Here is a 25,507-nt window from a genome sequence, read left to right as displayed (position 1 = left end):
ACGAAACATCAGAAACACAAGATAAGAGATGATAAAAATAACATTGCCCGATCAATCCGTACGCGAATATCCCGAAAACGTAACCGGATATGAAATAGCTAAAAGCATCAGTCCCAGACTTGCCAAAGAAGTACTTAGCATAACCGTAAATGATCAGCTTTGGGATTTAAACCGCGAAATTAAACAGGATGCCACAATTCGTCTTCACAAATGGGAAGATGAAGAGGGAAAACATGCATTTTGGCATTCGTCGGCTCACCTTATGGCCGAAGCGTTACAAGCCTTGTTTCCGGACACTAAATTTGGCATTGGGCCGGCGATTGAAAACGGCTTTTACTATGATATAGACCCGGGTGATGTAACCATTTCGGAGACAGACCTTCCTCGTATTGAAAAGAAAATGCTGGAATTGGCCCGCGAAAAAAATGACTATGTACGTCGCGATATTTCAAAAGACGAAGCACTAAAATTTTTCAGTCACGATCCCTACAAAGTGGAACTGATAAATGATTTGGAGGATGGTACTATAACTCTATACAAACAAGGTAACTTCACTGATTTGTGCCGGGGTCCTCATTTACCAAATACCGAATCGATTAAAGCCATAAAAATATTAAGTCTGGCTGGCGCCTACTGGCGTGGCGATGAAAAGCGTAAACAGCTGACCCGGATTTATGGTATCACCTTCCCCAAGCAAAAAATGCTGGAAGAATACCTGTTAAAACTGGAAGAAGCGCAAAAACGTGACCACCGTAAAATCGGAAAAGAGCTGGATTTATTCACTTTCAGTTCAAAAGTAGGGCTGGGATTACCATTGTGGATGCCGCGGGGCGCTATGCTGCGTGAACGTTTGGAAACTTTCCTCAAAAAAGTTCAGACCAAATATGGTTACCAACCCGTTATCACACCTCACATCGGTAACAAAGAGTTGTATGTAACATCGGGTCACTATGCCAAATATGGAGCCGACTCATTCCAGCCCATCCACACACCGGCCGAAGGCGAAGAGTTTCTCCTGAAACCAATGAATTGCCCTCATCACTGTGAAATATACAGGGCGCGTCCCCACTCCTACCGTGACCTGCCAATTCGGTATGCCGAATTTGGAACCGTGTACCGTTATGAGCAAAGTGGTGAGTTGCATGGTCTGACCAGAGTCAGAGGCTTTACTCAGGACGATGCTCACATATTTTGCCGTCCGGATCAGTTAAAAGATGAATTTAAAAAAGTGATTGACATCATCTTTTACATTTTCAAGACACTTGACTTTAAAGATTACATCGCTCAAATATCATTAAGAGACCCCAACAATTCCGAAAAATATATAGGATCGGATGAAAATTGGGAAAAAGCCGAACGCGCCATTGTGGAAGCCTGTCAGGAAAAAGGCTTAAATACCACGGTTGAAACAGGGGAAGCCGCTTTTTATGGCCCCAAATTAGACTTCATGGTACGCGATGCCATCGGTCGCAAATGGCAGTTGGGAACCATTCAGGTTGACTACAATTTACCCGAACGGTTTGGATTGGAATATATTGGTCAGGACAATTCAGCGCACCGGCCTATTATGATCCACCGTGCACCATTCGGCAGTATGGAACGCTTCGTAGCAGTGTTGATTGAGCACACCGCCGGTAAATTCCCGCTATGGCTAACGCCCGATCAGGCAGTTATATTACCCATCAGCGAAAAATATAATGAATACGCCGAAAAAGTTTTAAATCTCCTTAATAATTCCGATATTCGCGCCGTCTTAGACGACCGCAACGAGAAAATAGGTAAAAAGATACGAGACAATGAATTAAAACGTATTCCATTCCTGTTAATTGTTGGTGAAAAAGAGGCAGAAAGCGACACGGTTTCAGTTCGTCGTCAAGGCGAAGGAGATCAGGGCACTATGTCTATCGAAGACTTCGCCAGCCTAGTAAACAAAGAAGTTGAAGACATGCTTAAGAGTTAAAAACATTGAACCATTCGTAGAAAATAATTGAAATCACACATAAAAATCAAAGGGATATTTGAATTGTATCCCGTTGATTTTTTATATTTGACACGCGAATTTTAGTTCATTAATTAATAATTAAACAAAAATAAATTTGGCTATAAGACCTAGAAGAAATATGGGTGGTCCCCAGAAAGATGAGATGAATCACCGAATCAATCATCAAATACGTGTGCCACAAGTCCGTTTGGTTGGTGACAACATTGAAAGCCCTGGTGTTTTTTCAACTCAGGAAGCTTTAAAATTAGCGGATCAGTTAGAACTTGATCTGGTTGAAATATCTCCAACGGCCGATCCGCCGGTTTGCCGAATTACAGATTACCAAAAATTTCTGTATCAGCAAAAGAAGAAGCAGAAAGAGTTAAAAGCAAAAGCTGTCCAGGTTGTCGTTAAAGAAATCAGGTTCGGCCCCAACACTGATGAGCACGACTATAACTTTAAGTTAAAGCACGCCGTCAAATTCCTTAACGAAGGCGCAAAAGTAAAAGCATACGTGTTTTTCAAAGGCCGAAGTATCCTATTCAAAGAAAAGGGAGAAATTTTGCTATTGAAATTTGCGCAGGATCTGGAAGAATTAGGAAAAGTAGAACAGTTGCCGCGTTTGGAAGGGAAACGAATGACAATGTTCATTACGCCCAAAAAGGTGGCAAAAAAATAGTTGCACATTAATCAACTAAATATATTGAACAATGCCAAAAATGAAAACTAATTCCGGCGCGAAAAAACGTTTCACGATCACCGGAAGTGGAAAAATTAAGCGTAAACACGCTTTTAAAAGCCACATTTTGACTAAAAAGTCAACCAAAAGGAAAAGAAACCTGACTTATTCTGCTACTGTTAATAAAACTGACGAAAAAAACGTTAAGTTATTATTGGCAATGAAGTAATTCATTTCTTTCACAACAAATTATTTAAGTAACCTGAATGAATTAGCTGAAAGATTCCAACGAAGCGGAACGCTAACCATTCGAAAACAGTAAAAACATGCCAAGATCAGTAAATGCTGTTGCTTCAAGAGCAAGAAGAAAAAAGATTTTAAAACTTACCAAAGGCTATTTTGGTAGAAGAAAGAATGTTTGGACGGTCGCCAAAAACACTTGGGAAAAAGGTCAGCAGTATGCTTACCGTGACCGCAAACGCAAAAAAGGCCATTTCCGCGCCTTGTGGATTCAGCGTATCAACGCTGCGGCACGTATGGAAGGAATTTCCTACAGCAAGCTTATGGGCCTGATGGCTAAAGAAAACATCCAAATCAATCGTAAAGTATTAGCCGATTTGGCTGTGAACCATCCGGATGCGTTTAAAGCTGTTGTCAAAAAAGCGATGAATAAATAGTTTTATCACAATATTTTCAAAAACGTCCCTGCTTTCGAGTTTGGGACGTTTTTTTTTACCTGCTTCGAACAACCTTATGCCCATACCCCTTTCAGGAAAAACCAATACATTTTTATATCTTTGTCTGAATATAAAAAAGGCATTGTTTTTGTTAAAAGATACAGCCTGCATATTATTTTATTGATAAAAAACAGCACTGATGAAACGAGCATGAGAGTAATCTCTCACACAGGTGAATGATTATTCCGGCGAGTTCCATATGGCAACTGAAAAACAAATTATAATCATATGAAACGAACATGAATTTTAGCATTCTAAAATACACACAGGAGAATGATTAAAATTCATCGAGAGTTCCATATGACCATTGAAAGATAAATTTAAACATATGAAACGAGCCATGGGAATTGATTCACACACAGGGGGATGATTAAGCTAGGCGAGTTCCATATGACCTTAACAAACAAATTATAAACATATGAAAATAGCACTGATAGGATACGGGAAAATGGGTCAAATCATCGAAAAAATAGCTAAATCGCGTGGTCACCAAATCGTTGCCAGAATAGATCCTGCTACCGGCGAAGATTTTAGTTCCCCGGCATTCAAAAGTGCCGATGTAGCCATCGAATTTTCCATTCCTAAAGCAGCCTATGACAACTATATGACGTGTTTTAAACACAACCTGCCGGTTGTTGCAGGAACCACTGGCTGGACAGAAAAATTGTCTGAAATTAAAGAATGGTGCGCCAACAAAGGGCAAACATTTTTTTATGCCTCTAATTATAGCGTGGGTGTCAATATCTTCTTCGAGATAAACCGTCAGTTATCGCGTCTGATGAATGCACAACCCAACTATGAAGTTAGTATGACAGAGGTACACCATATTCATAAATTAGATGCACCCAGCGGTACTGCCATCACACTGGCCGAAGATCTCATTACTAATATCGATCGAAAAACAAAATGGGAGCTGGAAAAACAATCGGCCGATGACGTAATCTGCATAGATGCCATTCGCAAAGACGAAGTACCCGGAATTCATACCGTCAAATACGAATCAGATGTGGATGAAATTGTCATTCATCACAGTGCAAAATCGCGACAGGGATTTGCGCTGGGAGCTGTGCTTGCCGCTGAATTTACGTGCAAAAACAAAGGCTTCCTTACAATGAGCGACCTATTAAAATTTTAAGCATTAAGCAAAATAATAAAAACAATTATGCAGAATATCCCAAAAGCCCGTATCATCAGGTTTGCCTTTGCAGCCCTGGTTTATATTTTAATGGTTATATGGATTGGTAACTACTGGCTTCTTCCGGGGTTGCTCATTATTTTTGATGTCTACATCAGTAAAAAAGTACCCTGGAATTTTTGGAAAAAGACCAAAGATGGGCGTAAACCGGCTGCATGGATTGAATGGATTGATGCGTTACTTTTTGCTTTAGTTGCCGTATATATCATTAATCTGTTTTTCTTTCAGAATTACAAAATACCGACGTCATCACTCGAAAAAAGTATGCTGGTAGGTGACCATCTCTTTGTGAGTAAGATGAGTTATGGCCCCCGCATGCCCATCACGCCTCTGGCTTTTCCGTTGGTACAAAATACCTTTCCAATAATCAACACCAGGTCGTACACCGAATGGCCCACCTGGAGCTACAAACGTTTAAAAGGCTTCAAACAGGTAGAGCATAACGACATTGTGGTGTTCAATTTTCCCACGGGCGATACAGTACCGGTTCTCTATACCAATCCGGATTATTACATCACAATACGAGAGTTAGGGCTAAGCCAAATCAACAGAACCCCGGAACTAATTCAAAATAAAAATTTTGACTCTGAATATGCCTTCCGTCAGTTTGTTAATGATATAGGCCGAAAAATAGTACACAACAACCCACAACAATTTGGAGAGGTACTATACCGTCCTGTGGATCGTCGCGATAACTACGTAAAACGTTGTATAGCACTGCCAGGCGACACGCTTGAAATCCGGAGCAATCAAGTGTTTATCGATGGACAGGCGGTGAAAAACGAGCCGGGCGTTCAACACAATTACCATGTTATTACCGATGGCACACTGCTCAATCAGCGCTTCTTCGATCGATTGGAGATTTCGTCGGAGGATCAAATGCAGGGTGGTATTGGACCGCATTATCTGCTCCCATTAACCGCCGATAAAGCCGATAAAATAAAAGGTTATAAATTCATTGAATCGGTCCAGATTGATGAACAAAAACCGGTTGACTCCCGTGAGCTCGTTTTCCCCTACAGCGAAAATTACAACTGGAGCCGCGATAATTATGGGCCATTGTGGATTCCACAAAAAGGTGCTACCGTAAAGCTTAATATGGATAATATTTTACTTTATGATCGCATCATCACCGCTTATGAGGGTAACCAGCTGGAAGTTAAGGGGCAAACCATTTACATCAACGGAAAAATAGCCGACAGCTATACATTTAAAATGAACTATTACTTTATGATGGGCGACAACCGTCATAAATCAGCAGACTCCCGGTACTGGGGTTTTGTACCTGAAGATCACATTGTTGGTCGTCCTATTCTCGTATGGCTTTCATTGAACAAGGACAAAAGTTTCCCGGCCAATATACGCTGGAACCGATTCTTCAAAGTGGTGACAGGTGGTGAGTAAAAAGATAAATAAAAATATAAAAGTACTTCTTTGGATTGGGTTGGGGCTGCTTATTTCAGATTCAATATACCGTTATGGATTTGAACTACTGGCCGTACCAACCTCATCAATGCAAAACACCATAAAAGCCGGGGATTACGTATGGGTAAACAAACTCAGACCAGGTCCCCGGTTTTATCCCAACAATGCGAATCAATACTTCCGCCTGAATTGGGGCCAAAAATTGGCTATAAATGACATCATCGTATTTAACTTTCCCGACGCTGATACCGCCTTCACCGAAAAGCCCGGCGAAAGTTACTATCTGTTAAAACGCCAATCCAGACTTCCCGACAGCGTAAATACGCAAGCATGGGGACAAATCAAAATCCTTTGTGTAAATAAACGACCACGAATGATTAAGCGTATTGTGGGACTTCCGGGGGATACTGTAATCATAAAAGAGGGGCATTTGTGGGTTAACCAACAAAAATTTGAAGAACCGGAGAGCACCATAAAATCCTATGAATGGACAGGCGATTCCATCACACTTTTAAAAATATCAAAGCAACTGGGTCGCGACATCCCGTTGCACCAGATTGATGTGTTCAATACGACCATAAGACTGAGTGTTGAAGAAGCACGCCAGCTGCAGAACACCTATGGACCGCTCAAACAATTCACCATCAGACCAGGAATATACGATCCAAACGCATTCCCTTTCAGTGCTCAACGGCGCTGGAATGCCAATAATATGGGGCCAATTGTGATACCTCGAAAAGGCATGACAATGCGTCTTACCCCCGACAACTTTGCGCTCTACGAACGAATTATCAATGTTTTTGAAGAGGAAAACATCTGTCGTATCGGCAATTATCTTTTTAAAAATAATATACCCATCAGTAAATACACTTTCAAGATGAACTATTACTGGGTGCACGGCGATAATCAACCTCGTTCGTTTGACAGTCGTTATTGGGGGCCGGTACCCGAAAACCATATTGTAGGTGTCGTTCAGCCAGGGTAAATGACAAAAATATTTAGCAAACGCCTGAGCCAATAACGATTGCAAAAAATCAAGACGACACACTAAAAGAGAGTCTGGCTATAGACACGAATTAAAAGACAACCATGTTATCATTCGTCGCATGTCTATAAACCAGACGGTAAACTACCATGTCAATAAAAATACAAGCTTAAAAAAGCCCCCGCCAATAAACCAACATCACCAATCTATTCCACCAAAGTAAAAACACAAGTCTGATGTATTAAATCAACCGTGACATTATAATTACCAGTGGCCAACGTCTGATCATCGGTAATATTATCACCTCCCGGCAATAGCTTAACAAAAGACCCTCCAAAGAAGCGTTCCCACGACTGGTCTATTTGTATCGTTATTCCGGCTGACGACAATGAGTTAATGGTCACAGACCCCGAATAAACACCTGTTTCAGTTCTGGTAAGAACATTGGTTGAAAAATCCCAGACATCATTCAATCCGGTGATGTAAATTTCGTCCCCCAAAAAAGCATACCATTGCTCAGTCAGGTTGGCCAACAGATCGTAAGTTCCCAAAGGAAGGGTGGCATCGTCAGTAATTCCATCAGACAAAAAGGAAAGATGTCCGCCCTGTCCACCAAAGAAATCATCCCACTCGCCATTGAGATATAATTTTCCGCCCCACTCTGAAACGGAACTTAACGCCACAGAACCGGAATAGACACCCGCCACATCAGTCGGCGTCATATTGATCAAATCCCAATTATCATTAAATCCGGAATAACTCAAAGATTGAACCTCCGTATGGCTGTACGTCAGTTGTTTGAGATCGGCTTTAATAAGGTAAAGACCCGGCGCCGGAGCAGCAATATTCTCACTACCCTGAAACGCCAGTTGCCCTTCAGCCTCCCCCATCGTATAAACATCCGTCCAGTTATCGGCTTCCAACCCCATATTATAACCCCATTGGGAATTAACATTCACAACGCCGGCAAAAGTAGAATCCAGATCATTTAATAACCGGAGATAATTATCAAAGGTCCAACTCCCCGATATACCATCATCAATGCCGGGTAAATAGAGAAATTCACTGATGGGTTCTTCAATTACTGTTCCACCTGATGTTATGGTGTAGTTCAGATTGGTAGGATCGGCAAGGAATAACTTTAAAGTATAATCGCCGGCCTCAGCTACGGTAAAATTCAGGGTTTGCCCTTCCAGACTAAAATCGAGTGCCCCATTGGCAGACGGCATAAAACCAATTGTTTTTGCTATAGCGGCATCATCGCTGGTGGTGGTGGCTTTATTGTATAACGCGGCATTACCGGCAACACTAAATGTTGCATTATCAATATTTGTGGTGAACGACAACATCCAGTACACATCGGCTTTCACAAAAGATAACTCGCCCGTCACATCGCCTGTTGCCGTTAACGAAGAGATATAAGTAGCCGTCCACACCTTATCAACAGTACTCAATGTTGTATAATAACAACCGTCTTGTCCTGGATACCAAAAGTTCCAGTTTTCATCGTCATCAGACAAAACAAATTCCTGAGTATCATCAGCAATATTGCCCCAAATTGTGCCATCGACTTCTTTCATATACCAATTCAACCAGGAGGAGGCATTTACAAAACCGCTGTATTCACCATTGCTGTTTGGCGAATACAGAAAGAATCCTGTATCTTCCTTTTTAACATCCAGAATAAAACCTTTTGACATATCGATGGAATAGGGCGTTACATTAACCGTTGATACAGCGCTGTATTTCGGTGCTATATTATTCCCTAAAGAAGAACGGACCCTAAAATAAACAGGCTGACTGATATCAGCCGTAAGTCCCATATTCTTAACGAGGGTATTTAATGCCAATACCGTCAGCGAAAAAGGATTTGAAGAAGGATTAACCTCAATTATTGTTTCAAAATCTGACGAAGCAGAGCCCTCAATAACAACCATAGGCAGCGAAGCGGGGACTTTAACAGAATCGTTATTCAACGTCAGATCGCTCCCATCCCATGAAAAAGTGATGGCTACATCATTTTCAGCCGACTGCGTTAAAAAAATATCATTCTGGCTTACGCTAAATTCTGCGCCGCCAAATCCCGATACGATAAATTTATCACCGTCTTCTTCGCATGATAATGCCACTAACGACATCATCAGAACACTTATATATAATTTTAAACATCTCATAGTAAGACTAAAATTAGGGATTAATAATTTTCATTCCATAAATTGGGATTAGCCATCAGTTCGGTAGCCGGAATTGGATACACACTATATTTATCATCAACAGCAGCTCCGTCTTTAACACCGCCTTTCCATTGCCATAGATAATCGCTGGAAGTAAAACAACTAAATCGAATTAAATCGGTACGACGCAATCCTTCCAGATAAAATTCACGACCGCGTTCATCGAGAAAAAATTTATACGGAATGGCATCTACAGTGGCCACTAAATCAGATTCCGCAACAGCTGATAGGTTTCGTTTGTTACGCAGTGTGTTGACATAGTTCAGGGCAATACTCAAATCGGTATTACTGCGGGCCGCAGCCTCGGCGTACATCAGATAAGCATCGGCCAGACGAAACAGAGGGAAATCAGTATCCACGCCATCGTTGCTGGCGAGCGACGCAACAGAACCATCGTCTTTAAGATTACTCCATTTGTAGGATAAGTAACCACCCGTACGATCAGCCACACCACCATCCATATACTGGCTTTGACTTCCCACAAAAAACAGAGCACGGCTATCGTTCTCCATATCGAAAAGAGATGTCAGCTCACCTTTCATCCGAAAGCTGTTCCAGGGAGTATCCACCCCCTGATTATTAGGAGACGGCCCATAATCAGAATCAACAGACCCACAAACCATATAGGTAGAAGCCCCCCATGAAACGACATACCGGCTATCAACCACTAAGGGAAAAATGATTTCATGTCCTTTACCTGTTCTCAAATCGTTATCGGCATTAAAGAGACTGGCGTAGTCCGATTCAAGCACATAACCTTCGTCAATCACTTTCTGGCTATAAATCTTACACTGGCTATAATAATCGCCGGCTTCATAAACCGGAGCGTTCAGATATAACCTCGCCAATAACATCCAGGCAGCAGCCTGCGGCGCATGACCATACTCACAATTATCGGCAGTGGGCATGTCAATGCTACATTCAAGGAGCTCTTTCTCGATATAATTAAAGATTTTCACAGACTCCCATCTCTCCGGAAGGACTTCTTCACCAATAATCGATTCATCGGCAAATGCAACATCATGATAAAGATCCAAAGCGTGATAATAGGCCAAAGCTCTTAAAAAACGGGCCTCAGCCCTGTAGCTTACAATCTCATCTTGCTCAGCCCTCGTAAAAGATGCAATAGCCTCATCGGTGCTATTCTTAATAAATTCATTACACAAAGAAATCGTATAATAAATTCGATAATACATATCCGTTAAAAAAGGATCGTTGGCATCCCAGCTCAGATAAGACAAGGCCGTTAAATTATCCCCTTCCACCCAGGTATAACCAATTTCATCGGTTCCTACCTCTTGCAGGTTTAAATAATTACGCATGTAATCAAAGCCATTATTGCTACTCAAATCGACGTTACCGCCTCCTTTTTCCTGCCCTGCAATCACAAAAGAGGCATAGCACTTACCCAGAACGGATAAATAATTGGCCGGATTTGAATAAACGGACTCAGACGTATCCTCAATCTCCGGATATTGATCCAGTTGCTCGGTACAAGCTGTGAATCCGGTCACAATGGCCAGTATCCATATATATAATAACTTTTCCATGTGTTTATATTTTGATTTTTAAGGTTACATGGAACTCGCCGGAATTAATCATACTACTGTGTGTGAAATAATTTCCATGGCTCGTTTCATCTTCCTAAAAATTAATTATTAAACTTAAAATTCAACTCCCAGACTTAATGAAAAAATACGGGGACGAGGATAAAAAGAAACATCCAGACCTTGCGGAACCTCAGGGTCGACACCTGAATATTTAGTAATGGTAAAAACATTCTGGACCATGGCCGAAGCATTCAAATTTCTGAGTCCCGGGATTTTTCCAAAATTGTAATTCAGTATCAGATTATCCATTTTCAGGAAAGAAGCGTTTTCGACATAATAATCAGACAGAAACTGTCGGGCTTGAAATCCCGTTTCCAGATAGCTGGAATGCAAATTATTGAGTTGTTTGGCATTGTACGACATGGTTCCAAAGGCACCAGCATTCATCGCCATTCCGTTATACACATAATTACCGATATTGGCACGTAAACTGGTACTAAGCGTCCAGTCTTTATACCTGACAGAAGTACTGAAGCCCAGAATGTAATCTGGCGTGGGTGCGTGATAACGATACAAATCATCAGAATTAATCAGTCCATTCCGGTCTAAATCGGCATAAGCACCTTCAATTGGCTTACCCGATTCATCGTATAACTGATGATAAACATAGAACATATAAGGCGTATACCCTTCGGTTAGCACTTGAAGATAATAGGTATCAATAGCTGCTCCGGCAGAAGTATTACTAATTTGGGTGCCGGGCAAATTCGAAAGATTCTTAATGGTTTGCGATTGCCATGAGGCATTAAAAGTTAAATCCCAGGTCCAGTTTTCATTATCGATGGGAACCGCATTTAAGGTCAATTCCACACCTTCACTATCCACATTGCCAACATTGGTCAAAATTGTTTTATCAAAATTGGTGCCGGCCGGTGGAGGCACCGTTGCCAGCAAATCTTCCGTCTTACGTGTGTAGTACTCGAAAGCACCAGAAATTCTATTATCAAAGAACCCCAGATCAAGACCATAGTTAAAAGATTTTGTTGTTTCCCAGGTTAATCCGGCAACATAAGCTTCAGGGCGGTAAATATAAACAGGGTTATTGCCAAAAATATATTGAGCGCCGGTCTGACTAATGGTATAGACCGGCAAATAATTATAATTTCCAATACCTTCCTGCTGGCCGGTAACGCCATAGCTGGCACGCAATTTTAAATTACTAAGAACCTCCATGCCCGACAAAAAACTTTCCTCAGACAGACGCCACCCCAAAGCCACAGAGGGAAAAGTTCCCCAACGATTATCATCGCTAAAACGTGATGTCCCGTCGCGACGAATGGTCGCCGTAAGCATGTACTTAGAATTAAATGAATAATTAACCCTTCCGTAATACGATAATAAAGTATGCCGCTGATCGGTCGCTGCCACTAAATTTTGAGATACTCCAGCCTGATTTAATTCCTCATAAGCATCGGAAGTACTCTTCCATGACTGGAAATCATATCCGGCAGTAACATCAAGTGTACTGTTAATATTTTCAAGATCCTTATTATAATTAAAATAGGTTGTTAACAGTTGATTCTCCTTTTCCTGCGGCCCATAGGAATAATTACGACCTGAGGAGGTGTAATACTGCGCAGCCTCCAAAGGCACAATAACAGAACCTTCGCCTGTGGCATAATCATAGCCCAAAGTGGCATGAAATTTCAGCTCAGGCAAAACATGAAATTTATAATCGACATCAAAATTACCAATAACCCGCTTAACAGTGCTGGTTGACGAATACTGTTCCAAAGTTCCAAGCGGGTTTAAAACAGCTCGTGTAACAGGAGTTCCGCTATCAATGGCCTCGGTATAACCACCAAAAGCATCCTCCCCCGAATAAACAGGAATGGTTGGATTATAGGTGGCAGCCCCCCATATAGCGCTGGTCTGAGCAAACTGATTATTATTCAAAGATCCTTTTAAACCCAGAGTCAACTTCAAATGGTTGTCAAGCAAAGAAGGCGAAACAGACAGGTTGCCAGTCCAACGCTCCGCATTATCGGTTTTTACAATACCATCCTGATTATAATACCCCATTGACACGCGAAAGGGCACACTTTTATATTTCCCTGAAAAGCTTAAATTATTATCAGTACCCAATGCCAGTTGATAAATTTCATCGTTCCAATTGGTGTCATAGTCACCCAGCAATGCACGCTGCTCATCAGAACCTTCACTATTGACCACATCGATAAATTCATTACGCGATAACATATCGGCCAATTTCGTCTTCACCTGCACCGAATTGGTTGTGCTAAACCCCACTCGCAACCGACCGCCAGTTCCCTTTTTCGTTGATATAAGAATCACGCCGTTGGAAGCCCGTGAACCATAAATAGCCGTAGATGACGCATCCTTAAGAACAGTCATACTTTCAATGTCGTTGGGATTGATCAGACTCAGAAAATTACTGCTGTTACCACTAATACCGCCCGTTTCGAGGGGCACACCGTCGAGGACTATCAGCGGATCGTTACTGGCGTTCAGTGAGGCGCCACCACGAATACGAATGGAACTGCCGGCCGTTGGCGAACCACTGTTGGACATGATCTGCACCCCCGACACCTTGCCATTTATCAACTGTTCGGGAGAACTGATTACCCCCTTATTAAAATCTTTACTGTTTACGCTGGACACAGCTCCGGTAAGGTCTCCCTTACGCTGAATACCATATCCTATCACCACAACCTCATCAAAACTAATCACATCCGTCACAAGACGTATGACGTAATTAGAACGATTGTCGACCAATACACGTTCTTGTTTATACCCTAAATACGATACAACCAGAGTCTCACCAACTTCGGCAGCAATTGAGAAATTGCCATCCATATCGGTAATCGTTCCACGCTGAGTGCCATCAACCATCACTGTAGCCCCAGGCACCGTAGCACCATCAACGCCGTCGATCACATTACCTGTGACCAAACGTCCTTGTGCCGCCAAAATAAAACCAAAGCTCCACATCAAAAGCCAGGTGCTCAACAATTTTACATTCCTGTTTTTCATAGACATCGTTGATTTATTAACTTGTTTTGGAAATTCAGAACTAATCCCTCTAAACATCATCCAGTTATAATTTTATTTCACCTGTAATTTCATGGTAGCCGATACCAAACCTGATCCTTCGGCAGTTACAGTAATATCACCCGGTTTCCCGGCCTTCAAAATGATGGTTGCAATACCAGCCTCCGCAGTAATGGGATTATATCCTATTAATTCACCATCGCCCGAAAGGTTAAAAGTTATTTCGCTGCTATAATCAGGCACCTCAATGCCATCATCATCCGTTACACGGGCATAAACAAACACCAGGTCGTTGACGTTACCCTCAAGTGGACGTCCATTCTCATCTGCGGTCAGATGTATTCTTGCTGCCTGCCCCGGTGTTTTTCTAATATGATTAGCAACCGGCTCACCATTAATATATCCTTTGGCCTCCAGTTGTCCGGGCACGAAAGTCTTCAGCCTAAAAGTAAATGGAGGTTGTTCAATAGCATCGCTAAAATTATCGATATCGGGTTTTTGCCGCCCCAAAGAGGTCCCATTCCTAAAAAGTTCGACCTCATCACAATTGCTGAATACTTTCACTTCCATGAGTGATGGGTCGTTGTAGTAATTGGCTATTTGCACAAATGGCTGACGAAACGGATCGTTGTCCGCTACGCCCGCCTGACTCTTATAAAACCAGAATGCAAACTTAGGGAGACGAAAAATGTCCATGATACCAGACGCTTCCAAATCGGGTGCATAACCACGATTATAGTCAAACATCAACCAATTGGCATCGCCGGCAGCCTGACCCTTTAAATTCGAATTATGGGCTTCCTGATAATTGAGCGCCTGCTGCACCAAACGCTTCTGCCCAAAACCCCGCAACTGACGAGAGTTACGTTCATCGGAGGTTAAATCATCAAATGCGGTTTGATTAAAACCTGCATTCTGAGCATAATACTCCCAATCGCCATATTCAGCGATAAAAACAGGTTTACGATTATATTGATTCCAATAATAAGGCGCCTTTCCATGCTGACGAGCCGGAATATAAACATCGTATACATCATCGATCCATCCGCAGGTATAAACATCGGGTACAGGCAGCTCCTCATGCACCGCATCATGCGCACGCCGCATAAAATCGTGAGACATTCGTGATTCGTTCAGCGATGCCTCCCACAAAATCACAGAAGGACGATTGCGATCGCGCCTCACCATATTACGCACATCACTGATGGCACGTTCCTGAAAAAGAGTATCACCAAAAAACTGCCACCCGGGAATGGCATCCACCGTAAATAACCCCAACTCATCACAAGCATCCATAAACGATTGCGATTGAGGGTAATGAGACAGACGAACAATATTAAACCCGGCCGCTTTGATCTTCCAGGCATCTCTGTAATTGGCGTTATCAGAAAGAGCATAGCCAACATACGGATATTCCTGATGCCTGTTGGTTCCACGGAGCCACAAAGGCTTTCCATTTAACTCAAAGCCACTGGTTGTAAACTGAAATGTTCGAATACCAATATGCTCTTCCACATAATCAACCGGCTGACCATCATTAACCACGCGCACAACAAGCTGATACAAAGACGGGCTATCAGGAGACCATAACGCAGGCTGATCCACATCCACATAGAAACTAAAGACATTAAAAGTGTCAGGTTGAACCATTACATCTTCCGACTCACGCGATACAACCGTTATCCCATCAGGCGAAATAAGATCCAGTAATACGCGAGCCGGGCGGGCATCGACATACTGATTTTCAACTTCCACCCTGACCTGAACGGTTGCCGACTGCGACGACACATTTTGATAGCTGACCATAATGCCACCACCAGCCACCCGATTGGCACCCACAGCATCCGAAACATGCAGCTTATCCTTATTTATAAACCACACATTACGATATATGCCGCTGTAAATATTAAAGTCGAGATGCTTCAAAGACTTGCCCGGAGGTACCTGCGGGTTATCCTCATTATTCAACCGCACCATTACGGTATTCCCGGCGCCATAATTCACCCAATCGTTCAATTCCACATAAAAAGGCAGATAACCACCATAATGACTCATCACCAGCCGACCGTTTATATACACTTCGGCCACTTGCATCGCACCTTCAAAACGCAATGCCAAATGACGGTCGCGCCAGCTCTTCGCCACAAAAAAAGATTTACGATACCAGGCCGTCCCCTGCCATTGATCCCCTTTAATCACCAACGGTTCAATATTGGCCGTATGAGGCAACGACACCGCTTCCCATGCCGCATCTGACGCATCAGGCATATCATTAACAGTCAGGCTGTCAACAGCCTTCATAAATTGCCAATTATCATTAAATAACTGCTCGCGTATTTTCGCACCGGTATCATTCGAATTACAACCCACTATCCCAAACATCACAAGGACGATGACTAAGAGCAAACTATTTTTCATTATTCCAATATTTTAATAATCACTACAAATAAACGTACTGCCACTCCCCTACTACCAATCAATAGGTTTCATTTAAATAATCAGCTGCCGTGCTTATCTCACCGGAAAAATCGAATAAAGCACAGTTTTCCCAGGCCGACCCCTTTCCCCACAAATCGCTCATAGGTGAACTTATCCATGCAGGTTCCCAGTACATAACACCCCAAACGCCGGCCTCCGACATATTCTGATGCAACGATGTAAGAAACGCCTTTTGCCCCTCAACGGTATATGGAAATTGAGCTAATGCCGGCTGGTTATAGTATATATTGCCATAAGTATCATTATTATCCCTCGTAAAAGGATAGGCCGTTTCGAGAATCATCAACTTTTTACCAAAACGCGCAGATAAAGAAGTAACCAAATCAGGCAAATCATCAAAAGCGACCTCGGTATGCCAGATATGGTAATAAGAAAACCCCATAACATCAAAATCATTGATATGCCCCTGATTAATGGCAGCAGTAAACCACCATTCGAGATTTTTAGGATCGGCTACGTGCAGCGCTACCACCGTTTCCTGACCAGATATGGCATCAACATCGCGAACGGCTTTAATGGCAGCATTCACGACCTGACCATAATTATCCCAGTTCCCATCATACACATTAAGTTTAGGAAAAGCAGCCGAAACATCGGTATCCATCATACCTCTATTGGTTTCATTACCAATTTGCACCATCTGGGGCAATAACCCATCTAAATAAAGTTGATTTAGGACACCAAACGTATATTGGTAAACAGAATCCTCTAAGACCTCAATATCCGTAATGTCTTTCCATGCAGCCGGGACATCCTGACGAGCCGGATCGGCCCATGTATCAGAATAATGAAAATCCAGACAAACAGCCATCCCGGCCTCTTTTGCCCGTCTGATGCTCTTCTTCACATCATCAAAACCACTGTAAAGCACCGCCTCTGACCCATAAATAGTTTGATACCAGGAAGGGTTATGCCACAAGCGCAACCGCACCAAATTAGCCCCTTTGTCTTTGAGCAAAACATAAGGATCGGCTGCAACACCATCTTTATAATAAACACCGCCATTATCTTCTATTTGATTAACATAGGATAAATCAACCCCTTTGACAAAAGCGGGAAAATCGACCGGTATAACCACGTCCGGATCCGGCTCGGTGCTGCCATTATCCGATTCCGAACATCCGGCACCCATGCTAAGCAGCACCAAAAATGAAAGAACAAACAGTTGTCTAAAAAATCTCATCATTCCCATCATAATATCATTTATATATTAACAAACACCCTTAGTTCAACGAATCTAAACCTTGAGACGATAGTCTCAGACTCCTTGAGACAGTAGTCTCATACTCCCTGAGACAGTAACCTCATGCTCCCTGAGACAGTAACCTCATGCTCCCTGAGACAGTAACCTCATGCTCCTTGAGACAGTAACCTCAGACTCCTTGAGACAGTAACCTCGGACACCTTGAGACAGTAACCTCGGACACCTTGAGACAATGGTCTCATACACCCCGAGTCAATGGTCTCGGACACCTTGAGACAGTAGTCTCAGACTATTCCTTAAGATACTATTCTCCTACTCCTTGCCACTAAATCAAATCAGCAGAAACATTCACATCAACACCGCCCGATTTAAATATTTATTCGATGTCAAAAAACAAATCATCAAAGTCCTGAAGACCGATACATTTCCGCACTTACTTTCCTCTCCTTTGAAAGATTTTTAAAACTAAAAAAACGTTAATTAAGAGTGTAAAACAAATCATACAGAAAGTTGTCAAAATCATACAAGTCAAATATAAAATACGAACCTATGCACGCAACATATTATACCATAACCAGATAAAACAATGCTCAAATCATACACTCCAATTCAGAAAATGGAACAAGCCCCCAACAATCACTAAAAATATCTTAAATTTGATCTTAAACTAAAAATGAACAGGCATTGCAATAACACTAAATAGTGTTTGTCTTTAAAGTCAACTTCTGCGTTACGCTTGTCATAAAAGCAGCATTAACATGAACAAACTTATTATCATATCAATATTACTATTAGGTCACTGGACTTCATCAGCGGCCAACACAGACGCCTATTTCTTCACCAACCTGACAATTGATAACGGACTGGGTAGTAACGTAACCAATTCCATTGTTCAGGACAAATATGGCTTCATTTGGATAGGGACGCAGGAGGGACTTTCAAGATACGACGGCTACCAAATGACCCAATTCCAAAATGAAGGCCATCCGACATCTATCATATCCAATAATATAAGCACCCTGCTGTACGATGACGATTACATTTGGGTTGGAACCTGGAATGGCTTATCACGCATAAATATCCGCACCTTTAAAGTCACACAGATCAACACCGGTGACGCTAAAGCAATAAGAGCCCTGATGAAAGACCAGCGTGGAAGAATATGGATTGGAACCACCAAAGGGATACTCATCTACACAGCAGCCACCCAAACCTACACGCTATACAACACCGCCAACTCAGCACTAAGCCATAACACCATCAGAGCCTTTTACCAAGCGCAAAACGGGACTATCTGGGTGGGCACCTATAACGGTTTAAACGGCTTTCATAATGGCACATTTACCAGCTATAATCTGAAAGGGACATACAAGCCACTACTCGAAAATAACCTGATCTGCACCATTCACCCCTTTTCATCCAACAATGACACCTTACTCTGGGTAGGCACTGAAACCGGACTGGTAGCCTTTGACACACGCAACGGTCAGACTAAAACCTATAACACCAGCAACACCGCCATAAGTAATGAAGTTGTTAAATGTCTGTATCAACAAAACGATTCACTAATATGGCTGGGGACCGATTTTGGTTTAAATATTTTTAACCGTTACACGAGTAAGATAATCACCTTATATCATGACCCGCAAGTCATCCACTCCATTGCAAACAATGTTATTTGGGAGATATTTGAAGACCAAAGCCAGCGAGTATGGCTCATTACCTCGGGCGGAATCAGCATCATCGATCCCTCAAAAACAGGCTACATATTACATCAGGCTTTTTTCTCATACCAGGAACCCCGTATTGGAAATCAGATCAGAGCGCTGCTCTGTGACGAAAATAATGACTTATGGATGGCTTCGATCCACGGCGTCATTCACAAGTCGAACAAAACAGGTCTGGAAACCGATTTCTCAACCAATTCGGCTCCCGAACGACAAATACTTCTGGACAATGTATACGCTCTGACCAAAGACACCATGAACCGTATCTGGATAGGAACAGCAGGTGGTATCAACCTATGGAATCCGTCAACTCAAACAATGACGTCTATCACAGCCAATAAAAACAATGGTCTCACCTCCAACTACATCAGCGGCTTTGCTGTGCTTGATGATGGCTCCATGTGGGTAAGTGCCTGGGAAGGTGGTATGTACAAGATAACCGGAGATATAAGAAACGTCGATAAAATTCATTTCCTGCAATTTGACAACAACGGAGAGGCCCGTTTCCTGGCCAGTAAAAACAACATCTATATGAGTCAGGCCAATAAATTCTGGAAAATAAATCCCCATACGCTCGAAAAGAGCTCTGTTAAAGCCATTGTTCAACACATTAAAAACAAACATATTACAAGCCAAATTGCCACACAAAATGGTGACTTATGGCTGGGTGTACACAATGAAATCATCAGATATACCCCAACGACTGATTCAATTTCATCGATAAAAATAATCACAGGGACACCGGTAAAAATAATCAATCTACAAGAGGACAGACAGGGTTTTATCTGGGCCACGACTCACAATACAATACTACGCATTGACCCAACCACCAAAAGCTATACAACACTACCTGTCAATACCAACACCTACTTCAAGGGATTTTACAATTATGCAGCCACCATTAACACCGACGGGATTTTATATTTTGGTGGCGACAACGGCTATGTAGAAGTAAAACCCACAGCATTCAATGGCCCTGAGAAGCGTCCCACATTGCTTATTTCAGGTCTGTTCATCAATAACCGCAAAATAGTCCCCAGCGACAGCACTCACGTCTCAATTAACGACATTGCCTTTACCGACCTGTTAAAACTTAAATTCTATGAAAATTCGCTGACCTTTGAATTCTCCACCTTCGACTATCTGTTTCCGGATGTCTCGCAATTCCGCTATCGACTAACGCCTTTGCAGGATGAATGGACTTTCACCTCAGGCATCAAAAACTTCGCAGTTTTTTCGAACCTAACACCCGGTGATTACACGCTCGAAGTCAGTGGCACCAACCGGCTGGGCGTATGGAGTGAAACAAGACAACTTCCCATTCATATTGCGCCATCACTCCTTCTCAGCAAAGCTTTCATACTACTCTATATATTAATAGCAATAGGGCTCACCTATACCATCTTCAAAATATATAACTATCGACAAAAATTAAATAACCAATTACATATTCTGAAACTTAAAAACGAGCACAGCGAAAAAATGTACGAAGCCAAAATTGACTTTTTCACCAACATCTCACACGAATTCCGCACCCCATTAAGCCTCATTATACCACCGCTAAAACAATTGTTGAATCAACCGGGCAACCCCGTGCAGCAAAAAATGCTTAATCTGGCCTACCGAAATGCGCTACGACTATACAAGCTGGTTAATCAACTGCTTGATCTTCGAAAAATAGAATCGGATAAACTATTGCTGTCTACAGAAATAACCAACATGAATCAATTCTGTAAAGATGTTTTCATCTTTTTTGATGACATCGCCACCCGACATGAAATTGACTACACCATTAATCTGCCTATAGAACCAGTCTTCGCCAACATTGACAAAGAAAAAATTGAAACGATCCTGTTCAACATCCTTTCCAATGCATTTAAATATACCCCGTCGGGCGGCAGTATTTCTCTGAAAATGACGAATGATAAAGAGCAACGTCTGCAAATAGCCATTTCAGATACCGGCATTGGCATTTCGGGCAACGACCAGCAACACATATTCAAACATTTTTACCAAACCAACGAGAAAAATAAAAAGCTAAAAACCGGGAGTGGTATAGGCCTAACCCTTGCCCATAAATACGCGCAGCTGCACAATGGAACACTATCCGTTAAAAGTGAAATCAATAAGGGAAGCACCTTTCTATTAACTCTGCCAGCTTGCAAAACAAAGCCAGAGATTGCGACCAATTCAACCCCCCATACCGTACCCGCATTTTTCAATCAGGAAAAACGCCCATTGGATCAGGCAACGGCCAAACGAATCCTGGTAATTGATGACAACGACGATATTCTTGATCTGATTCGTTGGAACCTGCAAAACAGCTATTATATACAAACAGCACATGATGGCAACGAAGGATGGAATATCCTGCAAAAAGAAAAACCACAATTGGTTATTTCAGATATTATGATGCCCGGCATCAATGGACTGGAACTCTGTAGAATGATTAAACAGGAAAAGAAAACAATGCACCTGCCGGTAATTCTGCTCACGGCCAAAACAATGGATCAACAAAAATTGGAAGGGATGCAAAGCGGTGCCGACATGTACATTACCAAACCATTTGATATTGAATACCTGCAATCGTGTATAGAAGCCATTTTCCGTCGCGAAAGTCAACTCTCAGAATTTATCAAAAAGCAACTACTTATCACGCCTAAAAGCCCAAATAACGAAAAACCAACAGCCGACGAACAATTACTAACCAAAGTGATGACAATCATCGAAAATAAGGTTGATGACCCTGAACTCACCGTAGAATACATTGCGACACAAATAGGCATGAGTGCCACACATTTATACCGAAGACTAAGGCAAATCACAGGCAAAGGGACCAAGGAAATTATTATAGACTACCGCTTGCAAAAAGCGGCCTTATATATTAAAAGCCAAAACAGCAACATCTCAGAAGCCATGTATGCCGTGGGGTTCACAAGTCAATCGGCCTTTTCAAAAAGTTTCAAAGGGAAATACGGTGTCCCGCCCAGTAAGTATGCACTGGTAACAGATAATAAAAAGGAAATCCCTTCAAGCTAACGCTCAAAGGGATTCTCTTCCAGTTTATTTTCATTGAAGCTATCGCCATCCGAAGATGGCGAAGCATTTTTAGGTTTATCACTCGGATCAGGTCCTGAACCTTCAGAAGTCATAAAAACAGCAATTGACTGATCAATCAGGACTTCACGAATCTCGGGTTTATTGTATTTATTTTTTAACTTCATCAAAGTCAATAAATATTACTTTACAAGGACTTTTATACTTTCAGAATTGGTGGTAAAATTAAGAAAATATAAACCAGCAACCAAACCATCAATTTGATTCGTGCCATCCTTTAGCATTACTTTTGTTATTACCTTGCCATTAACATCCACAACGGTCATATAATCGCCGGCCATATCATCCGGAACCTCAACAAACAGAGTTCCATTATTCACATACGACACCAAACTTTGGTGCTTCAAAGAAGTTATATCCGTTGCCACACGTTTTAAACGCAAAGCAAAACGTTCACTGTTATAACCAGTCTCACCAGCAGTAAACGAATACGAATTACCTTCCGAAAAATCAAACTCCTTATCGGTCTGGTGATCAATCAACGAAACCTCTACAGCCGACGGATTATCAACTAACTCTATCGAATAAGACCCTGTTTTTTTAGCATAATAGCCCAAAGGAATAATACGTTCCCCATCCAATGGAAACGAATTAATACAGGCTTTTAAATCTCCAACTTCAGTATATAATTCAAGCAGATAACTGCGGTTGGCAAATTTCTTTTCAGTATCATATTTATCTTCCAGTATCGACGCTTTATCGGAAAAAGCCAAAGCGATTTCATCCTTATAATCGCCATTAATACCGGCCATTTTAATATAATCAAACGGAGTAGAAGACTTAAGCATAGACCCCACATTGGCGACCAAAGCCTGATTGGTGATATTGAGAGAAGCAGACGAGATGCCGGGTTTTACCTTTACAAGAAAAGCATGATTGGAGGGAATTTTGTCGTAATCCATATTCACCATGACCCCACTCTCACTGTTTAATGCGCCATATAAACTCAGACGAGGATCCCAAATCCAGTAACCATTAACAATTTTAGAGGTATCCACATCAAGCAACGACCAGTCAATAGCCGCAGTAAAAGGATTTCCCAACAAATTCCACCCATACCCCTGACCATCGGTTCGCACCAAATCAACGCTGACATCAGACAAATTCAACGCGCCGGTAAATTCAAAGTCAGTATAATCGGTCCAAATAGAATAGCCACGTCCGGGCTCCATGGTGGCCGTATTGCCAATATCTATCCAGGAGTCGGTAGGATTATCGTAATACCTTAAAGGATATGTTGATAAAATACCTGACTTGGTAGCACCCATGGTGGGCGATGCCAAAAGATAAGTCCAGTCAATATTTGATATTTGTTGTTCCACATGCACATTATCATCACTAACGTTTAATGTTCCGCCCTGATAAATATATGATGCGTTAATGTCAACCGTTGACTCCAACACGAAATCGCCAACAATGGTTAATTGTCCACCGGTTTGAGAAAGATTTGCTCCAGCTTCTATGGTTAGATTATTGACAGAAACATCGTCGCCATCAGCAATAACGGGATAATTACTCAGGTCTGCCGGAATTTTGACACTTTTGCCTGACACATAAGAAGATGCCCAGTTGGCATCCAAAAACCAGTTGGTTGGATCGCTTGCATTTGCCCCTGTCCAGATGTTCAGGTCATCCGTCTCAAAAGTACGGGTTAAGGACGCCAGTTGATTATAATAAGCATCCGACAGCGTACTGATTGCAATTTGATACTCAGTAGAGCCCAGCAACTCATCCACCGGCGTCAAGACAACCACTTTTCCGTCGGTACTAACAGAAAAGGTAAAGTCTACAGGAGTGTCACCCGTGGTCAAATCAAAAAAAGTTTCGTCCAAAGCAACGAGTGTTCCGCCGCTATAGCCATACATCTTTTCGGTAAACGTAATGGTAATATCGGTATTCACGGCAGCTGAGGTTTCTCCATCCTGTGGGTCACACAATCCTTCGTTAACAGAGGGTAGGGTCCGATCAATATATGACAACTTCACATCACTATTTTTAGAATCGATGGAAGCTGCTACAATGTAGACATAATAGACTTGTCCTAAAGGCAATGCCGAGCTAAAAGTCTGATTGTTTGAAAAAGTGGTACTGGCATACATCTGATCATTTATTGCAACAATAGCGCTGTTACCGTATGCATCCGTTCCGGCTTTTATCTGAGCTGCCGTAGGCGTTTTCAATTCATCCGTTACAATAAAATAGTAAATACCACCTGAATCGGTTTGTCCTGACACAGTGTATCCCGTTGTAGACTGAGAAACAGTTGGATCGACCAACCAGGAAGGTGGCGTTGTTTCTGTGGTAAACGTCCACGAAGTATTATCACTTATACCGCCAAAAGATTCGACAAACCCGGCATCGATATTGACGTGATAAAGGGATGAATAAGACAATAGCACGTTAGACAGGCTGACTTCCAACACATTCGCATTGACAGACACTTTAGGGCTCGTAACATCAATAGTCACAACCTGTTGATTGAGCTCATCATAAATCCTAAAAAAACCGGTACTACCCAGAATAATATCCTGATCAAAGGTAACCGACAAAGTAGGACTGATGGAAACATCAGTGGCATCATCGGCAGGCGAAAAATCCGTAACAGATACTACAACCGACGACTCCGTCGTAAACGACCAGATGGAAGTTGGATAAGTGGCAAGACCGTCCCAAACATCATCTGATACTTTAATGGCACCGGCATCAGTAAAAACAGAATATTCCTGTTCACTCTCCAGCACCTCACCGCTCAAATCAATTGTTAAAGTATTACCGGAAACGATCAACTCATCATCCGCAGGTACGGACACAGGTGGTAAGCCTACACCGTCAGAACCTGTAGAAAAAGCAAAATATGCACTCCAATCACTATTCGTCACATAAATAGATTTCCCTTTCACCAACGACACCGGTCCATCAAAGGTGATTGTAAGCGTAGGAGATGTTGACACGTCCGTTGAACCATCTGCCGGACTAAATGTGTAAGTCTGCGCTTTACTTCCCCCTACCATGCTAATTAAAAGTACAATTAGCCCAACTTCCTGTAAAATTTTTTTCATAGTCTAAATTTTTAACTCTTCACACTGCCAACCCCTCAAATTA

General features: G+C 42.1%; 15 protein-coding genes. 8 read left to right on the top strand and 7 right to left on the bottom strand.

Annotation, left to right across the window (positions count from 1 at the left end; all coding sequences use genetic code 11):
- Window positions 1-28 precede the first annotated feature (28 nt).
- The 7 genes from thrS to lepB all read left to right on the top strand — a co-directional run bounded on the left by thrS (window position 29) and on the right by lepB (window position 7,002).
- Window positions 29-1,960, top strand: coding sequence for a threonine--tRNA ligase (thrS, locus tag ACT3CD_RS11950; RefSeq protein WP_444645863.1), 1,932 nt, complete (start codon window positions 29-31; stop codon window positions 1,958-1,960).
- A gap of 136 nt (window positions 1,961-2,096) precedes the next feature.
- Window positions 2,097-2,660, top strand: coding sequence for a translation initiation factor IF-3 (infC, locus tag ACT3CD_RS11945; protein WP_444645862.1), 564 nt, complete (start codon window positions 2,097-2,099; stop codon window positions 2,658-2,660).
- A 31-nt stretch (window positions 2,661-2,691) separates the two neighbouring features.
- A complete protein-coding gene (gene rpmI / locus ACT3CD_RS11940; protein WP_444645861.1) occupies window positions 2,692-2,889 on the top strand; it encodes a 50S ribosomal protein L35 in 198 nt (65 codons plus the stop codon).
- 97 nt (window positions 2,890-2,986) lie between these two features.
- Window positions 2,987-3,337, top strand: a complete 351-nt coding sequence (rplT, locus tag ACT3CD_RS11935) for a 50S ribosomal protein L20 (protein ID WP_444645860.1) — start codon at window positions 2,987-2,989, stop codon at window positions 3,335-3,337.
- A gap of 478 nt (window positions 3,338-3,815) precedes the next feature.
- Window positions 3,816-4,532: a 4-hydroxy-tetrahydrodipicolinate reductase gene (gene dapB, locus ACT3CD_RS11930; protein ID WP_444645859.1), complete on the top strand. Its 717-nt coding sequence runs from the start codon at window positions 3,816-3,818 to the stop codon at window positions 4,530-4,532.
- Window positions 4,533-4,559: 27 nt separating this feature from the next.
- Window positions 4,560-5,996, top strand: a complete 1,437-nt coding sequence (locus ACT3CD_RS11925) for a S26 family signal peptidase (RefSeq protein WP_444645858.1) — start codon at window positions 4,560-4,562, stop codon at window positions 5,994-5,996.
- Window positions 5,989-7,002, top strand: a complete 1,014-nt coding sequence (gene lepB, locus ACT3CD_RS11920; RefSeq protein ID WP_444645857.1) for a signal peptidase I — start codon at window positions 5,989-5,991, stop codon at window positions 7,000-7,002. Before ACT3CD_RS11925 ends, lepB begins: the two co-directional genes overlap by 8 nt.
- A 206-nt stretch (window positions 7,003-7,208) precedes the next feature.
- Here lepB and ACT3CD_RS11915 read toward each other — a convergent pair whose 3' ends face one another.
- The 5 genes from ACT3CD_RS11915 to ACT3CD_RS11895 form a co-directional block, all read right to left on the bottom strand.
- The gene (locus ACT3CD_RS11915; RefSeq protein WP_444645856.1) at window positions 7,209-9,176 is read right to left on the bottom strand and encodes a DUF5114 domain-containing protein; all 1,968 of its coding nucleotides are present in this window, start codon (window positions 9,174-9,176) and stop codon (window positions 7,209-7,211) included.
- A gap of 20 nt (window positions 9,177-9,196) precedes the next feature.
- Window positions 9,197-10,786 carry a RagB/SusD family nutrient uptake outer membrane protein gene (locus tag ACT3CD_RS11910; protein ID WP_444645855.1) on the bottom strand — a complete coding sequence of 530 codons (1,590 nt, stop codon included), beginning with the start codon at window positions 10,784-10,786 and terminating at the stop codon, window positions 9,197-9,199.
- A gap of 114 nt (window positions 10,787-10,900) precedes the next feature.
- The gene (locus tag ACT3CD_RS11905) at window positions 10,901-13,840 is read right to left on the bottom strand and encodes a SusC/RagA family TonB-linked outer membrane protein (protein WP_444645854.1); all 2,940 of its coding nucleotides are present in this window, start codon (window positions 13,838-13,840) and stop codon (window positions 10,901-10,903) included.
- 72 nt (window positions 13,841-13,912) lie between these two features.
- Entirely contained in the window at window positions 13,913-16,276 is a 2,364-nt protein-coding gene (locus ACT3CD_RS11900) for a glycoside hydrolase family 2 protein (RefSeq protein ID WP_444645853.1), read from the bottom strand.
- Between the two features lie 58 nt (window positions 16,277-16,334).
- On the bottom strand, window positions 16,335-17,543 hold the full coding sequence (locus ACT3CD_RS11895) for a glycoside hydrolase family 53 protein (RefSeq protein ID WP_444645852.1): 1,209 nt from the start codon (window positions 17,541-17,543) through the stop codon (window positions 16,335-16,337).
- A 776-nt stretch (window positions 17,544-18,319) separates the two neighbouring features.
- Here ACT3CD_RS11895 and ACT3CD_RS11890 point away from each other — a divergent pair.
- On the top strand, window positions 18,320-22,327 hold the full coding sequence (locus ACT3CD_RS11890; protein ID WP_444645851.1) for a two-component regulator propeller domain-containing protein: 4,008 nt from the start codon (window positions 18,320-18,322) through the stop codon (window positions 22,325-22,327).
- On the opposite strand, the gene ACT3CD_RS11885 is transcribed toward ACT3CD_RS11890, so the two are convergent.
- Both ACT3CD_RS11885 and ACT3CD_RS11880 read right to left on the bottom strand, forming a co-directional pair.
- Window positions 22,324-22,512 carry a hypothetical protein gene (locus tag ACT3CD_RS11885; RefSeq protein ID WP_444645850.1) on the bottom strand — a complete coding sequence of 63 codons (189 nt, stop codon included), beginning with the start codon at window positions 22,510-22,512 and terminating at the stop codon, window positions 22,324-22,326. The two genes, ACT3CD_RS11890 and ACT3CD_RS11885, sit on opposite strands and share 4 nt — an antisense overlap.
- 15 nt (window positions 22,513-22,527) lie before the next feature.
- Window positions 22,528-25,464 (bottom strand): Ig-like domain-containing protein, encoded by a 2,937-nt coding sequence (locus ACT3CD_RS11880; protein WP_444645849.1) that lies wholly within the window; start codon window positions 25,462-25,464, stop codon window positions 22,528-22,530.
- Between the last annotated feature and the right edge of the window lie 43 nt (window positions 25,465-25,507).

This window comes from Geofilum sp. OHC36d9, from assembly GCF_052400685.1.
Classification (GTDB): Bacteria; Bacteroidota; Bacteroidia; order Bacteroidales; family Marinilabiliaceae; genus CAZHHH01.
The sequence above is the reverse complement of the archived record's forward strand: the minus strand, read 5'-3'. Positions and strand labels throughout refer to the sequence as shown.

What these genes read in the sequence shown, in the direction of transcription:
- rplT (WP_444645860.1), top strand. Translation starts at nt 2,987, where the DNA reads ATGCCAAGATCAGTAAATGCTGTTGCTTCAAGAGCAAGAAGAAAAAAG.
- ACT3CD_RS11880 (WP_444645849.1), bottom strand. Translation starts at nt 25,464, where the DNA reads ATGAAAAAAATTTTACAGGAAGTTGGGCTAATTGTACTTTTAATTAGC.
- ACT3CD_RS11925 (WP_444645858.1), top strand. Translation starts at nt 4,560, where the DNA reads ATGCAGAATATCCCAAAAGCCCGTATCATCAGGTTTGCCTTTGCAGCC.
- rpmI (WP_444645861.1), top strand. Translation starts at nt 2,692, where the DNA reads ATGCCAAAAATGAAAACTAATTCCGGCGCGAAAAAACGTTTCACGATC.
- ACT3CD_RS11905 (WP_444645854.1), bottom strand. Translation starts at nt 13,840, where the DNA reads ATGAAAAACAGGAATGTAAAATTGTTGAGCACCTGGCTTTTGATGTGG.
- ACT3CD_RS11910 (WP_444645855.1), bottom strand. Translation starts at nt 10,786, where the DNA reads ATGGAAAAGTTATTATATATATGGATACTGGCCATTGTGACCGGATTC.
- ACT3CD_RS11915 (WP_444645856.1), bottom strand. Translation starts at nt 9,176, where the DNA reads ATGAGATGTTTAAAATTATATATAAGTGTTCTGATGATGTCGTTAGTG.
- ACT3CD_RS11885 (WP_444645850.1), bottom strand. Translation starts at nt 22,512, where the DNA reads ATGAAGTTAAAAAATAAATACAATAAACCCGAGATTCGTGAAGTCCTG.
- ACT3CD_RS11900 (WP_444645853.1), bottom strand. Translation starts at nt 16,276, where the DNA reads ATGAAAAATAGTTTGCTCTTAGTCATCGTCCTTGTGATGTTTGGGATA.
- dapB (WP_444645859.1), top strand. Translation starts at nt 3,816, where the DNA reads ATGAAAATAGCACTGATAGGATACGGGAAAATGGGTCAAATCATCGAA.
- thrS (WP_444645863.1), top strand. Translation starts at nt 29, where the DNA reads ATGATAAAAATAACATTGCCCGATCAATCCGTACGCGAATATCCCGAA.
- ACT3CD_RS11895 (WP_444645852.1), bottom strand. Translation starts at nt 17,543, where the DNA reads ATGATGAGATTTTTTAGACAACTGTTTGTTCTTTCATTTTTGGTGCTG.
- ACT3CD_RS11890 (WP_444645851.1), top strand. Translation starts at nt 18,320, where the DNA reads ATGAACAAACTTATTATCATATCAATATTACTATTAGGTCACTGGACT.